Below are 23,569 nucleotides of genomic sequence, written 5' to 3'. Positions count from 1 at the left end.
GGAATGCTGGATATGAGTCCGCTTTTGGCGGGAAACCGGAAGCTGTTACGATGCGGTCCTTACAGCAGCTTTTGACCCGTTGCTGACCTCCGCCCACAGAGCTGCCCAAAGAATGACCATGAAGGACATCCGGCTGCCATGGACGGCCCTTGACCCTTTCAGACATCAGGCTCTATGGACGCGACTGGAGTACATCGAACTTCGAGCTAAATCGCGTACCGTTGTGATCAATGCTGCGTTGAGCGAAGTGCTCCGATCAGTCGCGCAGCCGTGCCTGGCTTAATTCCAGGCGGAGTTGTACGCCAGAAGGCTTCCAAACAATATCGACTTTTCCGCCGAGCTGCCCTTCGACTGCCGACTTAATGAGCCTGCTGCCGAAACCGGTCGATGTCGGCTTGGCAATTGCAGCAGAGGAATTGCGCTCGTTCCACGTCAGCACCAGACTCTCTCCAGCAAATGCCCAGCCGATCATCACCTTCCCGTCTGCATGACCCAGTGCGCCATACTTGATAGCGTTCGTGGCAAGCTCATGCAGGATGAGCGCCATAGCGGAGGCTGATTTCTCGCCCAGCAGGATTTCCGGTCCGGTCAAGCTCACTTTGCCATGTTGCGCGTCACTCAAATGCGGTGCCAATATCTGTTCAGCAAGATGGATGAGCAACACCGAATGCGCCGGCATCGAATCCGCTGCTCCGATCCGGACGAGGTCATGCGCCCGCGATAGCGCCTGCAAACGTTCTTTAAGCGCGGCGCTCATTTCAGCCGTCGTATTGGTCGATCGGCCCGTCATGTACACCATGGCCTCGAAGAGCTGGAACAGGTTCTTCACCCGATGATTCAGCTCTTGCATCAGCAGCTGGCGAGCCTCCTCGGCCATTTTCAAATCATGCAGGTCGGTGCACGTGCCGTACCAGCGGATGATCTCGCCCGCCTCGTTGCGGACGCACTGTGCACGTCCGATCACCCAGCGATATTCGCCCGAGCGGTGCCGCAGCCGATACTCGATGTGATAGGGGGCGCCCGTAGCCAAGCTGTGGCGCCACAATTTCCAGGCTCGCTCCTGGTCGTCGGGGTGAAACATTCCGTTCCAGGCCTCACCATCGGTTGAACCTTTGGGCATCCCCGTATATTCGTACCAGCGGTCGTTGTAATAATCGTGATAGCCGTCGGGCAGCGTCGACCAGATCATCTGGTCGATGGAGTTAACGATGGCCTGGTAACGTTCCTCGCTTTCGCGAAGAGCAGCCACCGCCCGGATCGTGTCCGTCACATCGGTCGCTTGCACGAAAATGCCGTACCGGTCGCCCGCGCCGTCGCTTATCGGCTGATAGACGAAATCGAGATGCCGCTGCTCGCGAATTCCACTTCGATCCAGGACGACCGGAATGGCGCGCCCGGCGTAAGGCTCTCCGCTCTTGTAGACGGTGTCGAGTAGCTCGATGAAACCTTGCGATGCCACCTCGGGCAGGGCCTGGTCGACCGACTTGCCGAGGATGTCGTTACGGCCCACCAACTGCAAGTAAGCGGGGTTTGCGATTTCAAAGACATGGCGGGGCCCCCGCAGAATGGCCGTCGCGCCTGGCGCCTGTTCGAACATCAGGGACAGACGCGCAATCTCCTGCTGGGCGCTACGCCGCGCCAGGACAATTTGAGTTGTCTCGTTGCCTTGATTGAAGATGCCCGCAACCTCGCCGTCTTCGCCGCGGATCGGGCTGATGCTGTAGTTCCAGTAGGTCTCCTGCTGGACGCCGCCACGCACCATTGGCAGCATTTCGTCATAGGTAGAAAAGCCCTCGCCCGTGGCCATCACGTTCTCGAACTGGGGGCCGACGACGTGCCAGATGTCGGACCAGACTTCCTTGGCGGGGCGGCCGAGAGCCCAGGGATGGCGCTCGCCCGGGATGACAGACCACGCGTCATTATAAAGGAGCCTGAAGTCCGGCCCCCAGTAGATCGCCGTTGGAAAGCTCGAATACAGGCAAATGGACAGTGCCGAACGAAGCGATTGCGGCCACGAATCCGGAGGCCCGAGTGAATTTGACCTCCAGTCGAACAGGCGGATGCGCTCGCCCATCCGTCCTCCCCCGTTCAGGAATGTCAGCATCTCGTCACGCATTGAATGCCCGTCTCAGCCCTCCGGGAGCAAACTTATCCAGCATTTCGGCGGACGGATACCCCCTGGCATGTCCTTACAGAGCGAACTGATGGGTCGGCTCTGTCCCGTCCAGAATATTTGCTGATCTCTCTCGATCTAGACCGCCCCCGGGGTTGGCGGCCCTCTTCATTTCAAACCAAGTTGGATTTCCGCTGTTGGCCCTTCGCTTCCGTTAGGGCGTTGCGGCGAGATGTCCGGGGTCGGGGGTGAAGCGGAAGCGCCCGACCGCTGGTCAAAACGGCGCTGTTGACCCGAAGCGGACTTGACGCTGAAACCCTCGGAAAGCTAATGCCCCTTCCGGGTCGCAAGCAGTTGACGAATGTGATCGAGCACGGGGCGGTAGTTTAGCTTCTTCGCTGCTTGCGGACCTTCTTCGCAGAGGTCACCCGCGAGGGCAAGGACCTTGCCAACCGTCGCGCCCAGCATTGTCTTTACGGTTGGGTACGTGCTCCGTATCCACGCGGAAAGAGCAAACCCGGAACCGGTGGGGCCGCCGACGTCGATTAAAGCGACATCGATGTTATGTTTCTCGCCTTCGAGGCATTCACGGGCTTCATCGTAGTGAGTTGCTTCCACCACTCGATAGCCGCACTCGCGAAGGTACTCCGCCAGCGGATGGCGCACGAGCACATCTCGCTCGACGATCAAGACAGTTGCTGTTTGCATGCGTGCTACAGCGCCGGGCCGAGCATCTCCGCGATCAGCATTGCGATCTGCTTTGGATCGTAGGGCTTGCGGATGAACCTACCTACGCGGCTCGCTGCGCTCTCCAATTCGATGCTTCCAGAGGCAACGAGGATAAGGAGCATCGGTTGCATAACGCGCATTTTCCCAGCCAACTCTAGACCATCAAAAGTTCCGGGCATGCGTATGTCGGTAATAAGCGCGTCAATTCGCTCGCCTGATGAGATGTAGTCCATGGCATCGTCGGCGGTGCTCGCCTCAACAACCTCGAAGCCTGCGCCTCGAAGCTGCTCAGCTACGTCAAATCGAATGAACCATTCGTCCTCCACGAGCAGAACCCTGACTCGGTTGCCGTCTAGCTGCTCTTGGGGGACCATCATTGGCTCCTCGGGATGCTGGTCAGCCAATCGACAGAGCGGCGCAACGTTCCAAGCCCTTGTGTTCAAATACTAAATTATAAAGCGCAGCTGCAGGAAAATTAACATAGGACAATGATCAGTGATGATGACGTTGCCAGCTCAGCGTCCTGAACTACGCGCTTTGTGCAGCCACGCTGACTTCTGCTGTTGGCCCATCGCTTCAGTTAGGGCGATGCTGCGAGATGTCCGGGGTCGGGGTAAACCGGAAGCCCCCCAACTGCTGCTCAAGGTGGCGCTGTTGACCCATCTCGGACATTGGGCCCTGAAAGCGTTCCGGGATTAGCGTCCCGCTTATGAAGATCGCTTGGGCGGCCAAGTCCGACGACCATGTGTTATTGATTTTGGCTATGACAATCCCGATCCGATGCGCTGTACAAGCGGCTTACATTTTCCTTATCGGCGGCTTATCCTTTCAGATCCGAGTGGCGGAAGGGCATCTTTGTGCAGCCTAAGCCCCAGGATGGACAACCCGAGGATGGCAGCTTGCGCTATCTATTCGAGGAGTACGTATTCGATACTGACCGGCGCGAGCTGCATCGGGGGACTGATGCAGTGTCGGTCACACCGCAGGTTTTTGACCTGCTCGACTACCTGATCCGCAACAGGGATCGCGTCGTTAGCAAGGATGACCTCATAACCGCGATCTGGAAAGGACGGATCGTATCCGACTCGGCGCTGACGACTCGGCTAAACGCTGCCCGCGCTGCCATCGGCGATACCGGTGAGGAGCAGCGCCTCATCAAGACGCTTCCGCGTAGGGGCTTCCGTTTCGTCGGACAGATGCGGGAGACGCCAGAAGTTGCGAACCCAAATCCGCGCGGTGCGTCCGAGAGCTCTCTTGCGCTCCCCGACAAACCTTCCATTGCCGTGCTGCCATTCGAAAACATGAGCGGTGACCCCGAACAGGAGTATTTTGCGGATGGAATGGTTGAGGAGATCATCACGGCGCTTTCGCGGTTCAAATCGCTGTTTGTCATCGCTCGCAATTCGAGCTTTACGTTCAAAGGCAAAGCCGTCGATGTGAAGGAGGTCGGACGCAGACTTGGCGTGCGCTACGTCCTTGAGGGGTCTGTGCGCAAGGCATCCGGGAAAGTTCGCATCGCAGGGCAGTTGATTGACGCAGTGACCGGCGCGCACATCTGGGCGGATAGGTTCGAGCGTGACCTGACCGACATTTTCGATCTGCAGGATGAAGTGACGGTCGCTGTTGTCTCAGCTATTCAGCCAAAATTGTTTCAAGCAGCAACTGAGATGGCGACGCGACGGCGACCGGAGAACCTCACCGCATATGATTTCTTTATTCGAGCTAGGCAGCAGTACTATCTGTTCACCCGCGAAGGAGTGGCCGAGGGGCTCCGGCTGGCTCATCGCGCCTTGGAACTGGACCCTCGATTTGGTGTGGCCGCTGTTTTGGCAGGTATCCGTCACGTGCACAACGTCATTTTTGGCTATGCTATCGATCCTCAATTCGACCGTAGCGAAGCAGTTCGGCTTTCTCGCCTGGCATTGAGTATCGACGATAGTGATCCGGACACGTTAGCAATTGCCGCCATAATCTCGGCGTTCATGGTCGGCGATAGTGAAAGTGAGATCGAAATGACTGATCGGGCGGTCGCGCTCAACCCAAACTCATATATCGCATGGAGTTGCAGAGGCCATGTGTATAGGATTGCGGGGGTGCCGGAGGAAGCGCTACGCAGCTTTGAGCGTGCGATGCGCCTGAGCCCGGTAGACCCGCAACTACACACAACGCTTGCTGGGATGGGGATGGCCTTTATTGAGCTTAGTCGGTTTGACGAGGCCATCGTCGCCGGGAAGAAAGCCCAACGTCAGAGCCCCTCCTATTCGCCAGCTTACCGCTGTCTCGCATCCGCCTTCGCCCATCTCGGACGCGACATTGAGGCACATGACACGGCGGCGCGTCTGCTTGAGACCGATCCCGCGTTTACGATTTCTGCGTGGATAGCTCGGGGCGGACAATCAAATGCGAAGCTCTTGATTGAGGGCCTTCGGAAAGCTGGATTGCCTGAATGACAGCTATTGGCCCTTCGCTTCCGTTATGGCGTTGCGGCGAGATGTCAGAGGTCGGGGGTAAAGCGGAAGCTCCTTACCGCTGCTCAAAACGGCGCTGTTGACCCGGAGCGGACGTCGACCGTGGGCGAGCCTCATATGCAGCCCATCGAACGATTCTCCACGTTGCCGCAGTCACTCGGGCAGTTCATGAAGCTGGCGGTATCGGCGAGATGCGAGCTGGAAAGTCCATTTCTGTTGCTAAGTGCGACAGCTTGTCCGGGTTTTTGACGATGTAGATCGCGGTGATCCCGTCCTCGCGGATGTCGAGCGCAGTCGTCTGCAGAACGCCGCGTCCATCGAGGCAAACGTAGCCTGGCAGGCCGTCGATGGTGACGACACGAAGCAGCTTCGGCGGTACGACGTATTTGCGTCGCTGCCTAGCAAATAGGCGCAGGGCCCGCTCGACCCCCCGAATGACATTGCGGAAAGCAAGGACTTTGCCGCCGCCATCGGTATGGATCTCGACATTCCTTGCCAGCAGCGCCGAAAGCGCCGCCACGTCCCCGTCGCGTGCTGCGGCGAAGAAAGCACGGGTGATCCGATCCGCATCCGCGGGTTCGACATCAAAGCGGGGACGTGCGGTCTGCACGTGCTTGCGGGCGCGCGCCGCGAGCTGACGAACAGCTGCCGGCTGGCGGCCGAGCGTGATGGCCACTTCGGTCAGCGGCACGTCAAAGACGTCGTGGAGAAGGAAAGCGGCCCGCTCAAGAGGCGACAGGCGCTCAAGGGCCAGCATCAACGTGACCGTGACGTCGTCGGCGACCGTCTCGTTCGGCTCCACGGAACCGACGAGAGGATCTGGCAGCCAGGGTCCGACGTAGGTTTCCCGGCGCGCCCGCGCGGAGCGGCGTCGGTCGAGGCACAGGCGTGTGACAATGCGGGTCAGATAGCCGGGAGGCGAATCGACGCCACGCTCCACCCCGACCCACCGTAGCCATGCGTCCTGAACGACGTCCTCCGCCTCGGTGAGCGAGCCCATCATCCGATAGGCCAAGCGTGTCAGGCGCCTGCGCTCCGCTTCGAACTCGGTGGTCCGCTGATCGTCCATCGCCTCCATCCGCCCAGTTTCCTCGCAGATCATATCCGCTGTCACCGTCGCTCGCGCATCCCGAACCCGAGAATAAGACGATCGGACCTGCGTGGATGTGACATCGGCCGCTTTGAATGGAACCGCCGAGTGCCATGTCACACCCTGACCGCTTGGCCCGTCATCGCTCCGAGCGTCGAATCTCCGGCGTTCCGAACAACGAGGCACGTCATGAGCGAGAACAAGCGGCTGGTCTGGAACGAAGTGGCACCCCACGGTGCAAAGGCGCTCTTCAGCATCCACCACTACATCACCACGGGTACCGACCTGCCCCACGAACTGATCCACCTCGTCTTCCTGCGGGTTTCGCAGATCAACGGCTGTGCGCACTGCATTGACCTGCACACCCGGGACCTCTTGGCCACGATGTCATTTGAAAAAGTCGCCCTCGTTTCAGTCTGGGCCGAGGTGCCCCACCTGTTTCCCGACAAGTACCGGGCTGCCCTCGCGTGGGCGGAGGAAGTTACGCTCGTCAGCGAGACGCACGCCTCCGACGAGGCCTATGCGGCCGCAAGCGCGGCTTTCGCCCCAAAGGATCTCGTGGACCTCACGATCACGATTGCGGCCATGAACGCATTCAACCGGTTGGGGGCGCCCTTTCGGCTCCCGGTCAAGGCCAAGGCCTGATCCGCTTCTTCGCATCGATTCGGAATGGCCCAAGGGCCGTTCCGAAGCGGAGCCGCGGGTGCCGGCCTATGAACCGGAGCGGAAGTTGCGCCCGGAGAGCTGTAGCTCGCCGCGCGCCTCAGGTCTCTCGCTCAGAGCTTTACCGAGATGAAGGCTTCTTCCGGAATCGCAAGCCCAGGCATTGCGCCGACTACAATGCCAGCTATTGGCCCTTAGCGGCTAATTCCTACCTGGCCGCGCGCGTCTGGTTATGAGGTAAGAGCCGACATTTTCAACTTCGCCACCCGGCCATTAACTCTTGTGAATCCCGAGCCGCCCCACCGCGACTATGTTTAGGACTGCGTGGGTCTTTAAATTGGTTGGGGGAGTGCTGCTGAACCCTTATGCAGGGAAGGTGGTCGCCTCCGTGAACAGTTTTCGTTCGTGGAGTGAGTCATGTTGCTTTCAGAAAAATTCAGTGAGCGAACCATCTCCGACATGGACGTTGCGCTGGAGCGAGCTTGTAGATTGATGCCGCAGGCTTTCGAAGGTCATCCAGCCCGCAAGTTCGTGGCGGAAAAGATCGTCGAGTGCGCCAGCAAGCACACGCAGACGCTCGGCGGTCTGACCGAAGCTGGCAGACGTGCCGTCGCTGAACTCGCGGCTGAGATCGTCGAAACGAACTGAGTTACTGCAAGACCTTCGGCAGCACGAGCACGACTTCGATTTCCCGCCTGAGGATGCGGCTTGCGATGTCCGCGATGAGTAGAGAAAAGTCGTCTTCGATCGTGGCGGCGGTAGCTTCGTCCTCGGCGTAGACGTACAGCAGAGGCCCTTCAACCTCAGCAAAACGAACGCCAGCGAATACGCGATCGAACTCAGCCGCTCCGAGGATCGCAGCTACGCGAGCCTGAATGGCGAAGTCCTGAATGTCGGTTAAGTTCATGCTCAAGAGATAGATATTAGAGGCAGGGAAACAAGAGCGCCTGCAATCACTTGGCACGCGCGTCTGTCCAGATGGAAAGCTGGTTCGGCATGCGCTGGCTGGAGGGCCGCAGACGCGAGCGCACCCGCGGGATGAAAGGACGGCCCGGTCCCGTCATTCTGCCGAACGAGAACTCCCCATTTCGGCGAAGAGGGTGTTCGCTTTCGCTGTAGGGAACGCTCCCGGCATGGTGTTCCCCGGGCCGTTCGGTGGGCGTTCTCGTTGACGTTGAAAATACAACCTGGAATCGCGATGCCGGTTGTATATGAGAACAACTGTCGGAACGTCCCCTCAGCCTTGCGGTTGGAGCGTCGTGAGTAAGGTAGGTAAACTGCCCGCCGTTGGCCCAACCTGACGGCGGGCTTTTTGTGAGTTGCGTAAGTGGCGAAGCGTACCAGGACGGCGCCGGCCAGAAAGCCGCGTGCCGCTATGCCGGGCTTTATCAGCCCCCAGCTTGCGACCTTGAAGATGAAAGCACCTTCGGGGTCTCAATGGATTCACGAAGTCAAATACGACGGCTACCGCATCCAGCTTCATATCGACGGTGACGACCGCAAGGTCTTTACCCGCAATGGGCTCAACTGGACGCACAAGTTCTCCGTGATCGCCGGCGCCTTTGACATCCCAGGACAAGCCATCGTCGACGGCGAGGTTGTGGTCATCCACGAGGGCCGGACCAATTTCTCTGAACTCCAGGCAGACCTCGCGAGAGGCGAACAGGACCGCTTGCTGTTCTTTGCCTTCGACCTCCTGTGGCTCGACGGACAGGACTTGCGGAAGCTCTCGCAGCTTGCCCGAAAGGAGCTGCTGAAGGATCTGATCGAAAGCAATCAGCTCGAGGAGCCGATCTTGTACAGCGAGCACCACGAGGGCGACGGGCAGGCACTGTTCGAAGCTGCAAGGAAGCTGAATTACGAAGGTATCGTCTCCAAGAGAGTTGACGCCCCATATCGGTCGGAACGTGTGGAAGCCTGGCAAAAGGTCAAAGTCGTCCAGAAGGGAAAATTCCCCGTCGTCGGGTTCATCAAGGACCCCACTGGCGTCGCCGCTCTCTACCTCGGCAAGGAGGAAGGGAAAGAGCTGGTCTATATGGGCAAGGTCGGCACCGGCTGGAGTGGGACGACATCGCGCAAGATCAGGGACGCCCTGGATACCGTAGTAAGCCCGAAGCAGAAGCTCACCAAGCCCGTCAGGAAGCCGAAGGCCACCTGGGTCGAGCCAAAATTCTACGCAGACATCGAGTACCGAGACATCACCGCGGAAGGATTGCTTCGTGCGAGTTCCTTCAAGGGATTGTCCCGGAAATAACTTCGGGACTCGACTCTGATGTTCTCTTTATGTTCTATTTTGGCTATGTCCGATCGACCGGCGAGCTGGCGTATGCCTACCCACAAGCAAATGGAAAAAATAGCAGCTGCAGCAGGCAGATCAGCGGAAGCGAAGCCGGGATTGGCACCGAATCAGGACCTCCCTGCTGAATACTGGCAAGCACTCCTCAATGACCCTCGCGCGCAGGCCGAGCCCGTCGTCTCAGGGGAAGCAAAGCGACTATGCCAGATCGCTCGACACATTCTGAGGGTGAGCTGCCGGCGCTGCGCCAGGACTGTCGAGATTCAGACGGCTGACGCCGTTCGGCTGTATGGTGCGGACGCAAGTTGGAGAAACGTTGGTCAGCGCCTTCTCGACAACACCTGTACGCAAAGGACAGGACGCCATGAGGAGGATGGCTGTTGGCCGTCGTTTGACGTGGCCTGATTGAGCCAGGGGACGGCCCATGGCTCCCAAACACCACCCGACCCCGCTCTCAGGAGGCGACCGGAAGGCTTTATCGAAGGAGTTGGGGAAGGCGAGGGCAATGACGACAATCCTTGCCGCACAATCCTCGGAAGCCCGGGCCAAAGGCGAGGCCCTAATCCAGACCGCCGACAAGCTTCTTTGCCAAAGCTGGAACGAGCGCATGTGGGCTGACGGTGGCCCGATCGATCCTTCGCCATCGATCGACCAGGCGGTGAATGGTGGGTACGCATGGCTCGAAATCGAATGCTCTCGCTGCAAGACGAAGCGAGAAATTGACTTGGCCTCTTTGCGCCATCCGCCGACAACCCATGTCCACGATCTTGCCAGCCGTCTTCGTTGTAGCAAGTGTGCCAAAGCTGGCCGCAGGCCAACTACGACGTTGTTGCAGCTGGGGCAGCGGCCTCGTCTGATCGATCAGGATACCTGAGGATGTGCAATCTCTACTCGATGACGAAAAACGTCGATGCGATTCGGCGCTTGTTCGGGGCGCTCAATAGCAGCGTCGGCAACTTGCCGAGCATGCCAGGCATCTTTCCGGATTATCCCGCGCCGATCGTCCGCAACTCCTCGAATGGACGAGAGATTGCCATGGCACGGTGGGGCATGCCGTCTTCGCAGAAGGCATTGATGGATGCCACCAAGAAGCGAGCCGAAAAGCTCCAATCGAAGGGCAAGTCGGTTGACTTCAAAGAACTCCTGAAGATGGAGCCCGACAGCGGCACCACCAATATCCGGAACGTCAGTAGTGCGCACTGGAAGCGCTGGTTAGTTCCCGAGCACCGATGCTTAGTGCCGTTCACGTCGTTCAGCGAGTACGGCACTATCGACGGAAAGAAGGTGCCGGTGTGGTTTGCGCTCAGCGAGGAACGGCCCCTCGTAGCCTTCGCCGGTCTCTGGACGAACTGGACGAGTGTCCGGAAGGCGAAAGAAGGCGAAGTTACCACTGATGTGTTCGGCTTCCTCACCTGCGAGCCTAACGAGGAGGTTGGTCGGGTTCATCCCAAGGCTATGCCAGTCATCCTGACAAAGCCCGAGGAATACGACGTGTGGCTCAGAGCACCGTGGGATGAAGCCAAAGCGCTACAGAGGCCGCTTTCAGATGGGGTGCTGCAAATCGTTGCGACTGGTGAAAAGGAGGACCCTGCCCCAAGCTGAGGGATTCATTGACAGACCGACATAGCAGGTGACGAGGGTTGCTGCGATTACGGCAAGACTAGCGAGACTTATCCGTGCTGTGACAGCCAAGCAAGGACCACGGAACAAACGAGAGAGATCACACCTGACCAGGACCAAGAACGTCCGCGTGCGGCGCTAATCGAACGCAGATACAGAAACGCACCGAGCAGCGTTCCGTAATTCTTCCTGAAGTCGCCATTGAGCTTAGCAATCTTCGATAGCTCTGAAGACGTTTCGTCTGTCACGGTGCTGGCTCCCTATGGCAACTACCAGCACCCCATAAACCACTGTTTTGCCCGACGGCGCAAGTGCCATTTCGGTAAAACGAAAACTATCGTGCAGGGATAGTTTGGAGCAAACTCAGCCTTAGCAACCGATAATGCTCCCAAACACGGAAGGTCATCAACCAGTCGGTCTAAATATCTCCATCGGGCAGCCAAAGCTGCATTCCCATTCGCACGAACGGAGATATCATGGCTCAAAGGCCAACACGCTGGAATAATCCGGCTCTTAACCTTCCAAACCTCACAAGAATCGACGAACGCCTTATTGGCAACTATCCCTCGCACCTTCGCGGGATGGCAACGAATCGTTATGGCGGTAACAACCTTCAACATGAACGCGGTTTGAGAGGTGGGACGTACGGGCCGGCGGGGCCAGCCCGCGTTTACACTGAAGAGCAACGGAAGAGCTACGAGGCAGCTCTCCGCCAGCGAGGAGAGCTGCCATGAACGATCTAAATGCGAACAACACAAACATGATCTCAGAAACTGACCAACGCCCTGTATCGCGTGCTGAGTTCCTGTTGCGTTTTCGTCCGGCTCCTTCGTTGGGCGCAAAAGCTTCGGCGAGATACAAGCGGAAGCTCCAAAACGCCATTAGTACTGACCTGATCGCATGGCTTCGAGAGAACGATCCGGCGGACTTCGCTGAATTGATGGATTTGCGTCGCGCCATGTACAGCCTGTCATCCAAGGGAAAGTATCGCGTATTTCTGCTGGGACTCACTCAATACGGTGAGCGCAAGATCAAACTGGTCGGCCCTAAGAGCGCCGTCATGATCGTGAGCGAGAAGTCACGCCATTATCTATTGCGTGTGCTTTGCCGTCTTAGGAAGGCCCGTGGATGGCCGCCTATCAGATACTGAAACCTGCGGCACGGCGGGAAGAGCGCGACGTTCTGGCAAATCTCATCGACGCAGTGCCATTCGATAATCCAGTGGCTGTGACGCTGACTATGAAGAAGCGTGCGGGAGCGAGAGCTGCCGACGACATAGCAGCTTCTGAAAACCTGCGGTTATTTCGGGTGCGCTTAGAAAATCGGGTTCTCGGTCGCGCAGCCAAGATCCACGGCAAGCGATTGCGCATGATTTGCGTGTTGGAAACGAGTGCCGACCATCGTTTGCATTACCACTGCATCTTTGAGCGGCCATACCACTGCTCATTCGAGCGTTTCAGGGCGATCATCCGAGACCAATGGCCGAAAACAGATTTCGGCTATCACGAGGTACATATCCAGGACCGGTCCGATTCCGGATGGACTGACTACCTCCTAAAGCTGCGACAGAAGCGGTCGCTGCTTGACTCCATAGATTGGACCAACTGCCAACTGTGATTGCTGGGCGAAAGGCCCCTCTCAGGCAACCGATCATCTTGTACAGTGCGAAGAGCGTCTCCGTGTCGGGACGCTTTAATAGCTAACTGTACTCCGATGGAATAGGTATAGGCACTCCGATGGAAGCGCCGCAGAGTACGAGGGCACCGTCGCAGAGAGAAACCTGATCGGCAAGCCAAGTCAATTGAATGTAATCGAGCGAAGCGAGTCTTTGAGATTGAACAATCGTCGGCGGCTGCTATTCAAGCGCCTTCAGGCTATTAATGGAGACGACAATTGGCGAGGAAATCAAAAACCGTAAAGCGGGTACGAAAGGCTTACTCAACAGCCGACATCAAATTACTCAAAGCTCATTCAAAATCTCGTACGCCAGTTACCAAGATATCGAAGCTGATGAAGCGTAGCGAAGGATCATTGAGGCAGAAGGCTTTGGCGCTCGGCATCGGTCTTGGACACCAACGATAACGATGGCTCTCTTAAGCGAAAGCTGTCGGAGTAGTGTGATAAAATTTCAATAGGCTGGCAGCCGCCGTCAGCGCTTCGTGTATCTGGCCATCGGTTGCGTCCACCCATTTGGCTGGCGGGCTCGAGACACCAATGCGGATTAGTACTGTGTTGCCGGTCTTATCGGCAAAGGCACCTAACTCAGTTAGATCAAGCCCGGGAACGGGCTTCTGCGAAGAGGACGGCCAGAATGAAAGGGCCACCACCGATTTTGTGATCTTCCAGTCTATCGTGACGTTCGGCGGAAGGCTGGCTTTGAAAGATATCCAGACCGAGTCGCTTCCCTTTGTCCCTGGTGGCTTCATCTTGAGATCGGGGTACGAGGCAGACGCGATCTCATAAACCCGGCCCCACATGTGGGTAACTTCGTCTGAGGGAACCGCCACATAAGAGCGCCGTGCAAGGCTGATAGCGTGCTGGATAAGCTTCGCACGGTGCTCGGACCTGGCATCCGCCTGAGTAGCGATGGCATCGGCAATCCGTTCGTATGTGATGACTGCGTCGAAGCTGCTGCCGGAACGTGAGACATCATAGGCAGCCGGAGCAATGAGACAGCAATACACCTTTACCCCAAGCTGTGATGACAGGAGTGCTGCACGTTTGCGGTATCGTTCCGGCTGGGTTGGCTGAAATGCGGCGTCAATCTTGTTCTCGATCAGCAGCGCTCCTCGCAGCTCGCCACATGAAAACCGAGCGTAAATATCAGTCTCCCCGGTACTGTCGGATACCGACAGAGCGCACCGGTCTATCTGAATCGGATGGGGAAGTTTAAGAGCTTTGCTGAAAAGGTATCGTACGCTCTCATTAAAGAGAAGTTCCTCCTGGATCAGAACGTCGATGTCTCGCTCGTAGAGGCGAGGAAGTAGCACGTCACTGACACCGTGCTCGCTCACCAATTGCGTCCTCGCAGACCTTGAGCGATTCCTACAGCCTGATCTGGCACAGGCGCAGTGAGGTATTCTCGAACATCGAAGTACCGATGACCCATGATTCCGCCAGGATCAGACTTGGTGAATAACGTTTCGTGCATCTGATCGCATAAGAAGAACTGATTATCTTTGCTTATGTCCCAATCCTGCTGATCTCGGGCCAACCGGGTTGCTTCGACAATTCGTTCGCGCTCACTGTCGGTCAGCAGAACCGTTTCGTTTAGAACCTCGCCGTCTCTAATCTCGCATTCGACAATCTTGGCAATCGAGCCAATATGACGAACGGCTTTGTCATAGTAGATGCCAATATATTTTGCCTTTCTGCGTGACCAGGCTGCGGGGCAGAAATAGAGCCGCTGAGCGATGTTAATCTCGCGAGAGCGGCCGCAGGGGGGTACAAACAAGGTCCACCTGTCGATCGGTAGTAGACCCTCCCCACTGCAAAAGTCCTCGTAGTCAGAGACCAGCGCGTGCATTTCCTCATCATAGTCGTTGAGGCAGCTGCGAGCAGCCGCAATCATGTCCTCAAACGTGACAGGCACGAGGACAACGCCTCGCTCAGTTGCCGTGGCCTTGAGAGGTTCCCATGACGCCCCAGACAAGTCGATTCGCTCGGGGCTGAGTAGAAAAAGAAATCCCCCGCTCGAGTGCGTGAAGCCGTCCAAGTGGCGGTGAAGTTGGTCGGCATAGAAGCCAGCGGTACTCCGCTTAGTCTCAATCCCGATCCGGAATGGTTCTTGATAAAGATAGCCGTCGATTACGCTCGAACCCGTGCCAACCTGCTGCTTTATCTGAAGGCCCAGCCCTATTGTACTGCCCGCATCAGTTGCAGCCTCACGGAGCAGCACTGAGAGAAGCCTCTCGAACCGAAAGCGATTGAAATCGTAAAGTCGGTGTAGGAGCAGAAGCGTATTGTTGGTTTCGAAGTTCTCTCGCTGGGAGTATCGCGGAAAGTAATGAACTTGGGTCATGGTCCAGGCCGCTCACACGAAGGTTCGGTTTGAAAAACATACTCCGCACCGGAATAGCAGATCGTCTCGATACCCTTCGATCTATACTGGCTTACTAGCTTGGCCGTGCGCTCATTTGGTCTTGATTGGCTCAACGCTCCGGGCCAGATCACAATCCCTCTGCTGCCGTTGACATCCTTCCAGCGATCGGGGCCCGTGTCCAACATGGTCTCGGCAAACTCACGCCAAAGGTTGAACTGATCGGGCCCCATGAACTGCCAAAACTTGAGGATCTGGCTGTGTGTCTCGGTGCTACGGTTAGACTTCAGCTCGACGTTCACAATTTCGCAGTCGCCTTTGCTGCTCTTGCGCATCAACAGCATGTCGGCAACGATCCGTTCACGCTTTTTCTCGTGGTTGGTTTCGTCCAACCCATTGAGTGCGATTTCGTCCGACACGTACCAATAGGAATGGCCATCGCCGAGAGCATCCTCAACTGACTTGATCCGACCAGCATTCTGCATAGCTTGAGAAATCAGCCACGACTGGACAGACTTCTCCGGAGTCGGGCGGGCTGGAGCTTTAAGGCTCAAAGTGCCCTCCTTCAGAGCAGCGAGCTTGCTTCGTAAGGCGGAGCCGCTCGTTATACTCGAAAAGCCGAGCTGAGGAGCCAGAATTGAGCAACTGACAAGACTGATCGAGTTGACCGATGGCCTAAGTCGAAGTGAATGACTGACGAAAAGATCTCGGTAATCATCGATCACCATTGTGAATTCGTCAGTCTTGATGCGCTCGGCATTTGCGAGAAGCTTTTCGAGTTGGGCGTTCAAGACGCTCATTATCAACTAACCTTTGCTCAACATCAGTCCGTTTTTTCCTACACGAACTTAATGCATCAGCATCGTTTGACCCGAACCAGACCGGATTTAGCAAGCCCCCTGACGGAACCCTGGTGGCGGCGTATCAGCTTTGCAAAATTGTGAACGCCCTGGATTGGTTTCGTGCGGTGTAGGACGCGGTGGCAATTGGCGCACAAGACGGCCAAGTCTTTGAGGTAAGTCTCTCGCGATCCATCTGCGATGGGCTTCCGATGGTGAACCTCATAACCCGCTAAGCCATGCTTGCCATATTGCGCCACGAGGTCGGCTGAACATGCTTCACATCGCACGGCCCCCTTAGTAGCTAGCTCGTTGAGGAGTTTTTCCTCTCGAAGAGCAGCACTTCTTTCTCGCTGAACATGCGCCTTGAACTGAGCATCACCCTCGGGAGCGGATTTCAACTCGTCTACCGGATCCTCGCAGAGTTCGGCTACAGCGAAGCCTGGCTGAAAGTCCTCATGTTCCCCATCGTCCTTCCAGAGAACAAGAGGCACGCCAGTTCGACGGGCGTTAGCGAACTCAAACCTCATTTGGCCAATGTAGAAGTCTTGCGCCGTGTTCCATGCCTTGTGTTCGCCAGAATAGTCGAAGGTGACAAGCTTCCTGTCGACAGTCACTGAGCACCTTCCAATCCGGATCCAACCTTTAGGACCAACGACCGCGTGCTCGACCAAGGCACTGGTGACCCGCATACAATTATCAGGCAAATGATCGTTGTACCCTTGGCTGTCGCCTTCAAGCCATTTTACTATGATCATGTTGGCGCCGCCTCCTGAGCCTGGGATAGGTCCCTTCAGAGCAATGGAATAAGAGCACACGACAGTGTAGGCCACGTCATTTCCTCATCTTCCGACGCATGATCATGAGCCGGGTCTTGGCAACGTCAATCTCTTCCACCGTGAATGCCCCGCTCGAGTCATGGTCGACGGCGGCCTGTTCGATCGAGCAGTCCAACAGATCGTGTTGCGCCAATTTCTCCAAGCCAGATTGCATCTGCTCAACATGATTGATGTCTAGGACCCGCTTCGCCGTGATCACAGTACCCTGCTTGTCAATCAGATCGCGCATAGCGGTGAACTCATAGCCAGGAATGGCTGCTTCAGCTCGGTCGAGCCTTGCCAGGACATCCTTCTTGAAGCGCTCTTCGAATGACATGCTTAACTCCTCTGTGGGTAGAGTCGTTTAGCAGAGGCAAGCAGACGACGAAATCCCTACACTCGCTGAAAAGTGTGAGCGGGTGCGATGGACAACGAAGACTTTATCGAGCTTGAGGAGGAGGAGACAGAACCCGACGAGCCAGCGCCAGAAAAGCGCAAGGTAGATGAGGCGGGCTCTGAAAAGCCCAAGGACACTCAGGCCGCCTTCCTTGGGACGAGCAACACCGCGTATATTTGTAACCGCCCGAAAGGGCGCAAATTCGAGTACTCGTTTCCGCGGACGACGATAAAGGACGTTGCGCGATCGGAATTCTTGGTTCTCGGGTTCGATACGGAATACCAATCACCCAAAGAAACGTTTGAGACCGAGGAGATCAAAGAAGGGAAGGCGAAGTACGAGGTCGTGTCGTACCAATTCCATGCAATCAACAGTAACGGTGTTGAGTGGAACGGTGTTGCCATCCCGAGAGACGGCGACCGTCTCTCCTTAACGGAGTTCATTGTTTATGCGTTGTCGTTAGGAGCGAGGAAAAAGCAGCAGATTCCGCGAACAATCATCTTGGTGGCGCACTACAATCGAGCAGACTTGCCAGCCTTCGATGACAGCAAGCAGGTTCTTTGGCGTCTTCAGAATGTTCGAAGCTCGCTGATCTCCGCATCAGCACCGATTCCGCTAAAGATCAGCTTTGATGACGGTGACAAAGAGCCCGTCGATATCAGCATTTATGTGCGCGACACAATTTTGCTTGCCCCAGCTGGTCGTAAGAGTCTGGCCGAGATTGGTAAATTAATTGAGCGGGAAAAGATCAAGCTCTCTGACGATGACGAGGAAGAGCTTCATTGGAAAAAGAACATGAAGGTCTTCCGGAACACCGACTGGGAGTCTTTCCGCGAATACGCACTGATCGACGCCGAAATCAGTGCAAAATACTTTCTCAAGCTGACGCACATGTACCAAGAGGTCACCGGCGAGGACTTTGTGCCGAACGCCCTGTCGAGCATCGGAATGAAATTGCTCGTCAAAGGATGGAAGCAGGAAGAGCCAAAGCGCGATCCGACTGAGTTGGTAGGTAAGGAGCAGGTGACCGAGGTCGTCTGGAACGAGAAGACGCAGGGATTCAGGAAATGGAAGCATACCCCATACCTCGAAGAGATCAGCTGGTTCGTCGACTTCGTAACGGAATGCTATCACGGCGGACGGAATGAGCAGTTGTGGTTCGGGCCGAGCTTTGAGGACGATTGGTACGACTACGACCTTACAGGAGCTTATCCGACCGCGATGGCCACGATTGGCCGTCTTAATTGGCGTACGATAAGACCGTTGGCTTCGCTAAACGATTTGCGTGGCAACGATGCCGCATTCGTCTGCGTCGATTTCAAGTTCCCAGATTACACACGGTATCCAACACTTCCTGTGCGGACGCAGAACGGGATCATCTTCCCCCTGTCCGGCCGCAGTTATTGCGCTCGCCCAGAAATCGAGTTGGCGCAACAGTTGGATTGTCAATTAACGCTCAAGAACGGCGTCGCAGTTTCGCAGGATCAAGACGACAAAATCTTCTTCAACTTCATCAAAGAGACAATACGGAAGCGCGATGAGGCGCCGACAAAGATTGAAAATGCCTTCTGGAAAGAGCTGACAAATTCTTGTTATGGCAAGACGGCGCAAGGTCTTCGCGAGAAGCGCGTGTTCAGTCTCCGCAAGCGCCGGGGCGAGCGCATCGGTGAGAGCGCTATTAGTAACCCATTCTATGCATCGTACATCACATCGTTCGTGCGCGCTGTCGTCGGCGAGATCATGAACCGGATTCCGGCTGACAAGATGGTTTTCAGCGTGACGACGGATGGCTTCCTCACGAACGCGAGTGAGCAGGAGATTGAGTTCGCCAAGAGCGGGCCAATCTCTAAGAGGTTTTCGGATGCCCGCGAGGCGCTCAAAGGTGATCCTGAGGTACTTTCAGAAAAGCATCGCGTTCGTCAGGTGCTCGGTTGGCGCACGCGCGGCCAAGCAACTATCCAGCCAGGTGATGAGACCGTGAAGAGCGAACGTTACGTTCTGGCCAAGGCAGGCATCAAGGCGCCCGTTCATTGTACGGAAGTGCACGAGCAGAACGACTACATCACCGAGCTATTCTTTCGACGCAATGCGGAGCACAAGATCGAGTTGGATTATTTCACGAGCGTGCGCGAAATGCTTCTCTTCAATGCTGACCTCGTTGGGAAGAAGGCCAGGAAGCACATCAGCATGGAATTCGATTTTAAGCGGAAGCCGTATGCAGCAGGAATGACCGAGGTTGAGGGGATCAAGCCGTTGGGAGCTGGCCCGAAGACGCACCTCGTCTTCAGCACGGAACCGTGGAAATCTGCAGCGGAATTCAAGCAGGTTCGATCCGTGTGGAATGATTTCTACGGCAAGACAAAGATCTGCCTGAAGACGACGAACGATTTCGCGGAGTTCGCGGACTTCTTTGATACAGCATCGTCGCTTGCGCCAGGTATGGGGCGATACATGAGCAGCAAGAACGGCGACATCAGAAGGCTCAAGCGCGATATATGCCGGGCGTTCAAGAGGGGTCTGGCCGGCTTTGCTCCGTATCAGGCCATGACGGCCAAGGAATTTGCTGCGGTGCTGAATGAAGTTGGGTTTCTGGCAGCAGGCGAGCCCGTGAAGGTCAGCGATGTCAACAATGCGGCCAAGCCCAACGCTCCGTTCACCAGAAATTCGACTCCCCCGACCAAACCTGTCAGGAAAATCGTGCAAAGCCTCAAGACCCGGTTTCCGGAATTCGACGAACTCGAGATATTGGCCGCTCCCTCGCCGGACGCAATCAGGTTGTACGACGCGCTTCTCCGATCTTGCCCATTCGTCGATCGCACTCGGGCTACCAGTGAATCATGGCGATGATAGTAAAAGTTCTGCCGTTCATCCCATACCCAGCTTTTACTACGTCGTGGTCGACGCGCCCGCAGCAATAGCTCCGGAGATTCATTATTCCTGAGCTGGAGCGCTCTCGGGGTTATTTCTAGTCACCATCGCAAAGGCGGGCAGGCCGGGCGCGACCTGCACCTGCACGTCGACCGCCCGGGCCTCGATCCCTTCAAAGGCGACGGTGGAAACCCGCTGAACCATGCTCGAACCAGCCTGCCCTCACGCACAATTAGGGGTAGCAGAGCCCGGCCCGTTTCGCAAGAACAATACGGGAACATTCGCGCAGGGCAGAGCAGGTCCTAACCAGTCGTAAACGTCTGACCGACATTACGTCTCGAATGCCAGCTTCTGTCCTCAGCACATCCCAACGAATGTCCGCTACTCCTAGCCTGCGGGATGGGCCGTGGTCTAACAAGTGAACAAGCAAAATGCTGGTAAATCGCCGGAGAAGCGAACGTCGGGTGTGCAGCCGGCTCGCCAAGATTCATTTTGGCGCGGGCTCGCTGCCCAGGGACTGCACGATCACGGATATCTCGGACGGGGGGGTGAAAGTCGTGGCGGAATTTCTGGAAGTGCCGCCGCAATTCACCATCATCTTCGCGCCGGACTATTCCCGGCAATGCCGCCTGCGCTGGCGCATCGGCTGTGAGTTCGGCGCCGAATTCGTCGACTAGACCTCAACAAGGCCGCGTCCTTAACGGGACTTTAGCGTTAATCGGTAAGCATCTCTGATCAGTTGCCGAGTGATCAGAGTATGTCCAAGCGTTCGTCTCTCGCCTTCCCCCCGGCGAGATTTCTGCTTTCCGCGCTCATCGTGCTTGCCCTCGGCGGCTGTCAAACGACGAGCCTCGAGGACGTCACCGGCGCGCTCGGCGGCAAGTCGGAACCGGTCAGCAAGGCCGACGCCAGGTCGGACATGAAGCCGGACATGGACGCATTGCGCGAGCGCTATCGCGCCAAGCCCAGCGATCCCGCCATTGCGCTGGAATACGGCAAGGCGCTGCGTGCCAGCGGCCAGCGAGCCCAGGCGGTCGCGGTGCTCGAGCAGGCCGTGCTCGCCCATCCCAGCAACAAGGCCCTGCTTGCCGGCTACGGCCGCGCGCTCGCCGACAACGGCAATTTCCAGCAGGCGTTCGACGTTCTGGGCCGCGCGCATTCGCCTGAGGATCCCGACTGGCGGATCCTGTCGGCGCAGGGCGCCGCGCTCGATCAGCTTGGCCGCAATGAAGAGGCGCAGCAATATTACGCGAGCGCGCTGAAGATCGTGCCTGACGAGCCGCAGGTTCTGTCCAATCTCGGCCTGTCCTACATGCTTCAGAACGACCTGACGCGGGCCGAACAGGTGCTCGGACGCGCTCATCAGCGCAATCAGAACGATGTGCGGATCCGTGCCAATCTCGCGCTCGTGCTGGGATTGCAAGGCCGAGAGGCCGAGGCTGAAATCCTCGTCAAGGCAGATTTGCCGCCGGACCAGGCCGCGGCCAAGGTCGCGGCGCTGCGGCAGCTGCTGACCAAGAAGCAGCAGCAGCGGGCCGAGAAGTAACCTGCCAGCCGCCTGCATTCTTCGCGTCGCGTTCTCGCGACGCGAAAACGCTATGGCGATTACGACGCTTTGCGATGCGGGGCTGATCCGCGGCTCGACCGGCCCTTCAGCTTCTTCAAGAGCGGCTCGAGCAGCGAGCGCTTCGGCTTCTTCACCTCGCCGCGGCCGGCGAGGCGGTTCGCCATGTTCTGAAAAAGCTCGGCGGTGCGGTGACTCTTGGAGACTTCCGCGATCATCTGGCCGTTATTGGCCGCGGTCGAAAACAATTTCGAATCGAACGGTATCACCGCGATCGGCTGGCTCTCCATGGTCTTGGCGAACGCCTTGACCTCGATCTCCGCGCGCTTGTGCATGCCGACCTGGTTGAGGCAGTACAGCGGCGGCCGGTCGTTCGGTCGCGCCGCCTTCAGCACGCTCAGCATGTTCTTGGTGTTGCGCAGATTGGCGAGATCAGGCTCGGCGACGATCACGATGTCGTCGGCGTTCACCAGCGCGCGCCGGGTCCAGCCCGACCATTGGTGGGGCACGTCGAGCACGATGCAGGGCGTGGTCATGCGCAGCGTGTCGAACACGGCATCGAAGGCTTCGGCGCCGAAATCGTAGACGCGGTCAAGGGCGGCAGGCGCAGCGAGGAGGCTGAGGCGGTCAGTGCATTTGGCGAGCAGGCGCTCCAGCAGCGCCGTGTCCGGCCGGTCCTGCGACAGCACCGCGTTGGCAATGCCCTGCACTGGGTCCTGGTTGTAGTCGAGCCCCGCGGTGCCGAAGGCGAGGTCGAGATCGATCACGACCGAATCCAGCAAAAGGTCGCGGGCGATGGTCCAGGCCACGTTGTGCGCGACGGTGGAAGCGCCGACGCCACCCTTGGCGCCGACCACTGCGATGACGCGGCCGGTGATGATGGCCTCGGAGGCCGAGAACAGGCTGCAGATCGAGCGGACGACGTCGAGGGTCTCGACCGGTCCGACCACGTAGTCGTTGACGCCACGGCGCACCAGCTCGCGATAGGGCGCAGTGTCGTTGGGATTGCCGATCACGACCACGCGCGTGCCGGGGTCGCAGACACCGGCGAGGTCGTCGAGCCCTTCGAGGATGTCCCGCGTACCGTCGGATTCGATCACGATGACGTTCGGCGTCGGCATCGATGCATAGACTTCGATCGCCGCGGCAAGGCCGCCGTCCTTGGCGGTGAGATGCGCCTTGGCAAGCCGGCGGTCCTGCCCGGCCGCGGTCACCGCCTTGAGCGTCTGCTCGGTCTCGCAAAACGCCTGCACCGAGATGCGAGGAACGGGCGCAATGTGTTCCTCGGGGTGCTGCGGATCGTCCGCGTCTTCGTCGTGGAGCCCTGTCATTTGCCGGTATCGCTGAGTTTGGCCTTGTCGGCCTCGGGATGGGGAGACGTGATCGCGATGCCTTTGCGATAGCGCTCGAAGGCGATGTCGCGCCGCGCGGTATAGGCCGGCGTCTCGGACCGGGGCTGCTCGAGATCGGCGGGGTTGTCGATCATCGCCGCGAGATTGCGCTGGCTGGCGCAGCCCAGATTGAAATAGGGCCGGTTCTCGTTGTAGCCGGGATCGAGAATCGAGGGGCCGACGTCTTCCGGCCACAGCCCGCAGGGGCCCGCGACCGCCGCGATCTTCGAATAGCTGAGGCGAATGGTCGGCAGCAATCCGGGATCCTCGGGACGATAGGGATGCTGGACGATGGCCCGCGACGGCACGCCGCCGGCTGCCAGCACGGAATGGATTTCCCGATAGGTTGCGGCGGCCGCGCGCGAATTGGCGCTGTCGACGGGCACGTCGACGACCACGGAGCCGGTGCCTTCGCGCACCCAGTCCTGCGCGATGCCGGCGACGTCCGAATGCTGCGCGGCCGACAGACCGCCCCGCGCCTTGCCGACGAAGATCACGATCGACTTCTTGCCCTCCTGCACCGCGATCGGATGGCGCTGGCGATAGTCGGTCGGCACCGTCTGGGTGATGATATCGCCTGTGGTGTTGCAGGCGCCGAGCACGACGGAGAGACCCGTCAATGCCAGCGCGATCCGCAAATTGCGACGTCGATCGGCAGATGTTGTCGTCATCGC

At 57.7% G+C, this 23,569-nt stretch carries 25 protein-coding genes and 1 pseudogene; 13 read left to right on the top strand and 13 right to left on the bottom strand.

The window, feature by feature from the left end; all coding sequences use genetic code 11:
- Positions 1–256: 256 nt before the first annotated feature.
- The 3 genes from X268_RS32625 to X268_RS32615 all read right to left on the bottom strand — a co-directional run bounded on the left by X268_RS32625 (position 257) and on the right by X268_RS32615 (position 3,219).
- Positions 257–2,116, bottom strand: a complete 1,860-nt coding sequence (locus X268_RS32625; RefSeq protein WP_128928753.1) for a PAS domain-containing sensor histidine kinase — start codon at positions 2,114–2,116, stop codon at positions 257–259.
- 324 nt (positions 2,117–2,440) lie between these two features.
- Positions 2,441–2,821 (bottom strand): response regulator, encoded by a 381-nt coding sequence (locus tag X268_RS32620; RefSeq protein WP_128928752.1) that lies wholly within the window; start codon positions 2,819–2,821, stop codon positions 2,441–2,443.
- A 5-nt stretch (positions 2,822–2,826) separates the two neighbouring features.
- Positions 2,827–3,219, bottom strand: a complete 393-nt coding sequence (locus tag X268_RS32615; RefSeq protein ID WP_128928751.1) for a response regulator — start codon at positions 3,217–3,219, stop codon at positions 2,827–2,829.
- A 522-nt stretch (positions 3,220–3,741) separates the two neighbouring features.
- Here X268_RS32615 and X268_RS32610 point away from each other — a divergent pair.
- The gene (locus X268_RS32610) at positions 3,742–5,292 is read left to right on the top strand and encodes a winged helix-turn-helix domain-containing tetratricopeptide repeat protein (protein WP_128928750.1); all 1,551 of its coding nucleotides are present in this window, start codon (positions 3,742–3,744) and stop codon (positions 5,290–5,292) included.
- Between the two features lie 184 nt (positions 5,293–5,476).
- On the opposite strand, the gene sigJ is transcribed toward X268_RS32610, so the two are convergent.
- Positions 5,477–6,379: an RNA polymerase sigma factor SigJ gene (sigJ, locus tag X268_RS32605; RefSeq protein WP_245477998.1), complete on the bottom strand. Its 903-nt coding sequence runs from the start codon at positions 6,377–6,379 to the stop codon at positions 5,477–5,479.
- A 210-nt stretch (positions 6,380–6,589) separates the two neighbouring features.
- On the opposite strand from sigJ, the gene X268_RS32600 reads away from it, so the two are divergent.
- Positions 6,590–7,045: a carboxymuconolactone decarboxylase family protein gene (locus tag X268_RS32600; protein ID WP_128928748.1), complete on the top strand. Its 456-nt coding sequence runs from the start codon at positions 6,590–6,592 to the stop codon at positions 7,043–7,045.
- 435 nt (positions 7,046–7,480) lie between these two features.
- Entirely contained in the window at positions 7,481–7,711 is a 231-nt protein-coding gene (locus X268_RS32595) for a hypothetical protein (RefSeq protein ID WP_128928747.1), read from the top strand.
- Between the two features lies 1 nt (position 7,712).
- Here X268_RS32595 and X268_RS32590 read toward each other — a convergent pair whose 3' ends face one another.
- Positions 7,713–7,970 (bottom strand): hypothetical protein, encoded by a 258-nt coding sequence (locus X268_RS32590; RefSeq protein WP_128928746.1) that lies wholly within the window; start codon positions 7,968–7,970, stop codon positions 7,713–7,715.
- Positions 7,971–8,390: 420 nt separating this feature from the next.
- Here X268_RS32590 and ligD point away from each other — a divergent pair, with 420 nt between their 5' ends.
- The 7 genes from ligD (at position 8,391) to X268_RS40130 (ending at position 13,061) form a co-directional block, all read left to right on the top strand.
- Positions 8,391–9,317 (top strand): non-homologous end-joining DNA ligase, encoded by a 927-nt coding sequence (gene ligD, locus X268_RS32585; protein ID WP_245477718.1) that lies wholly within the window; start codon positions 8,391–8,393, stop codon positions 9,315–9,317.
- A gap of 45 nt (positions 9,318–9,362) precedes the next feature.
- Positions 9,363–9,764: a hypothetical protein gene (locus X268_RS40135; RefSeq protein WP_128929456.1), complete on the top strand. Its 402-nt coding sequence runs from the start codon at positions 9,363–9,365 to the stop codon at positions 9,762–9,764.
- 19 nt (positions 9,765–9,783) lie between these two features.
- Positions 9,784–10,233, top strand: a complete 450-nt coding sequence (locus tag X268_RS32575; protein WP_128928745.1) for a hypothetical protein — start codon at positions 9,784–9,786, stop codon at positions 10,231–10,233.
- Positions 10,234–10,235: 2 nt separating this feature from the next.
- Positions 10,236–10,961, top strand: a complete 726-nt coding sequence (locus X268_RS32570; RefSeq protein ID WP_128928744.1) for an SOS response-associated peptidase — start codon at positions 10,236–10,238, stop codon at positions 10,959–10,961.
- A gap of 748 nt (positions 10,962–11,709) precedes the next feature.
- Entirely contained in the window at positions 11,710–12,129 is a 420-nt protein-coding gene (locus X268_RS32560; RefSeq protein ID WP_128928742.1) for a hypothetical protein, read from the top strand.
- Positions 12,108–12,596 carry a rolling circle replication-associated protein gene (locus X268_RS32555; RefSeq protein WP_128928741.1) on the top strand — a complete coding sequence of 163 codons (489 nt, stop codon included), beginning with the start codon at positions 12,108–12,110 and terminating at the stop codon, positions 12,594–12,596. Before X268_RS32560 ends, X268_RS32555 begins: the two co-directional genes overlap by 22 nt.
- 276 nt (positions 12,597–12,872) lie before the next feature.
- A complete protein-coding gene (locus X268_RS40130) occupies positions 12,873–13,061 on the top strand; it encodes a hypothetical protein (RefSeq protein WP_128928740.1) in 189 nt (62 codons plus the stop codon).
- 11 nt (positions 13,062–13,072) lie between these two features.
- On the opposite strand, the gene X268_RS32545 is transcribed toward X268_RS40130, so the two are convergent.
- The 5 genes from X268_RS32545 to X268_RS32525 form a co-directional block, all read right to left on the bottom strand.
- On the bottom strand, positions 13,073–13,993 hold the full coding sequence (locus tag X268_RS32545; RefSeq protein WP_164938050.1) for a PD-(D/E)XK nuclease family protein: 921 nt from the start codon (positions 13,991–13,993) through the stop codon (positions 13,073–13,075).
- Positions 13,990–15,000 (bottom strand): hypothetical protein, encoded by a 1,011-nt coding sequence (locus X268_RS32540; protein ID WP_128928738.1) that lies wholly within the window; start codon positions 14,998–15,000, stop codon positions 13,990–13,992. The genes X268_RS32545 and X268_RS32540 overlap by 4 nt, the downstream gene beginning before the upstream one ends.
- On the bottom strand, positions 14,997–15,818 hold the full coding sequence (locus tag X268_RS39715; RefSeq protein ID WP_164938049.1) for a hypothetical protein: 822 nt from the start codon (positions 15,816–15,818) through the stop codon (positions 14,997–14,999). The genes X268_RS32540 and X268_RS39715 overlap by 4 nt, the downstream gene beginning before the upstream one ends.
- Positions 15,819–15,874: 56 nt before the next feature.
- Positions 15,875–16,615 carry an HNH endonuclease gene (locus X268_RS32530; RefSeq protein WP_128928737.1) on the bottom strand — a complete coding sequence of 247 codons (741 nt, stop codon included), beginning with the start codon at positions 16,613–16,615 and terminating at the stop codon, positions 15,875–15,877.
- 76 nt (positions 16,616–16,691) lie between these two features.
- Positions 16,692–17,012: a hypothetical protein gene (locus tag X268_RS32525; protein WP_128928736.1), complete on the bottom strand. Its 321-nt coding sequence runs from the start codon at positions 17,010–17,012 to the stop codon at positions 16,692–16,694.
- A gap of 87 nt (positions 17,013–17,099) precedes the next feature.
- Between X268_RS32525 and X268_RS32520 the strand changes: the two genes are divergently transcribed.
- Complete coding sequence (locus X268_RS32520) at positions 17,100–19,919, top strand: DNA polymerase (RefSeq protein WP_128928735.1); 2,820 nt, start codon at positions 17,100–17,102, stop codon at positions 19,917–19,919.
- An 87-nt stretch (positions 19,920–20,006) separates the two neighbouring features.
- Here the strand turns inward: X268_RS32520 and X268_RS39710 are convergent.
- A pseudogene (locus tag X268_RS39710) lies at positions 20,007–20,144 on the bottom strand (ATP-binding protein); the annotation flags it as partial.
- A gap of 227 nt (positions 20,145–20,371) precedes the next feature.
- Between X268_RS39710 and X268_RS32515 the strand changes: the two are divergent.
- Positions 20,372–20,617 carry a PilZ domain-containing protein gene (locus X268_RS32515; protein WP_028145870.1) on the top strand — a complete coding sequence of 82 codons (246 nt, stop codon included), beginning with the start codon at positions 20,372–20,374 and terminating at the stop codon, positions 20,615–20,617.
- An 80-nt stretch (positions 20,618–20,697) separates the two neighbouring features.
- The gene (locus X268_RS32510; protein WP_128928734.1) at positions 20,698–21,486 is read left to right on the top strand and encodes a tetratricopeptide repeat protein; all 789 of its coding nucleotides are present in this window, start codon (positions 20,698–20,700) and stop codon (positions 21,484–21,486) included.
- Positions 21,487–21,545: 59 nt separating this feature from the next.
- Here the strand turns inward: X268_RS32510 and X268_RS32505 are convergent, their stop codons facing one another.
- The gene (locus X268_RS32505) at positions 21,546–22,835 is read right to left on the bottom strand and encodes a CpaE/TadZ family protein (RefSeq protein WP_128928733.1); all 1,290 of its coding nucleotides are present in this window, start codon (positions 22,833–22,835) and stop codon (positions 21,546–21,548) included.
- Entirely contained in the window at positions 22,832–23,566 is a 735-nt protein-coding gene (locus X268_RS32500) for a CpaD family pilus assembly protein (RefSeq protein ID WP_128928732.1), read from the bottom strand. Before X268_RS32500 ends, X268_RS32505 begins: the two co-directional genes overlap by 4 nt.
- Between the last annotated feature and the right edge of the window lie 3 nt (positions 23,567–23,569).

The organism is Bradyrhizobium guangxiense, from assembly GCF_004114915.1.
GTDB lineage: Bacteria > Pseudomonadota > Alphaproteobacteria > Rhizobiales > Xanthobacteraceae > Bradyrhizobium > Bradyrhizobium guangxiense.
This window is presented reverse-complemented; position numbering and strand designations above follow the sequence as displayed.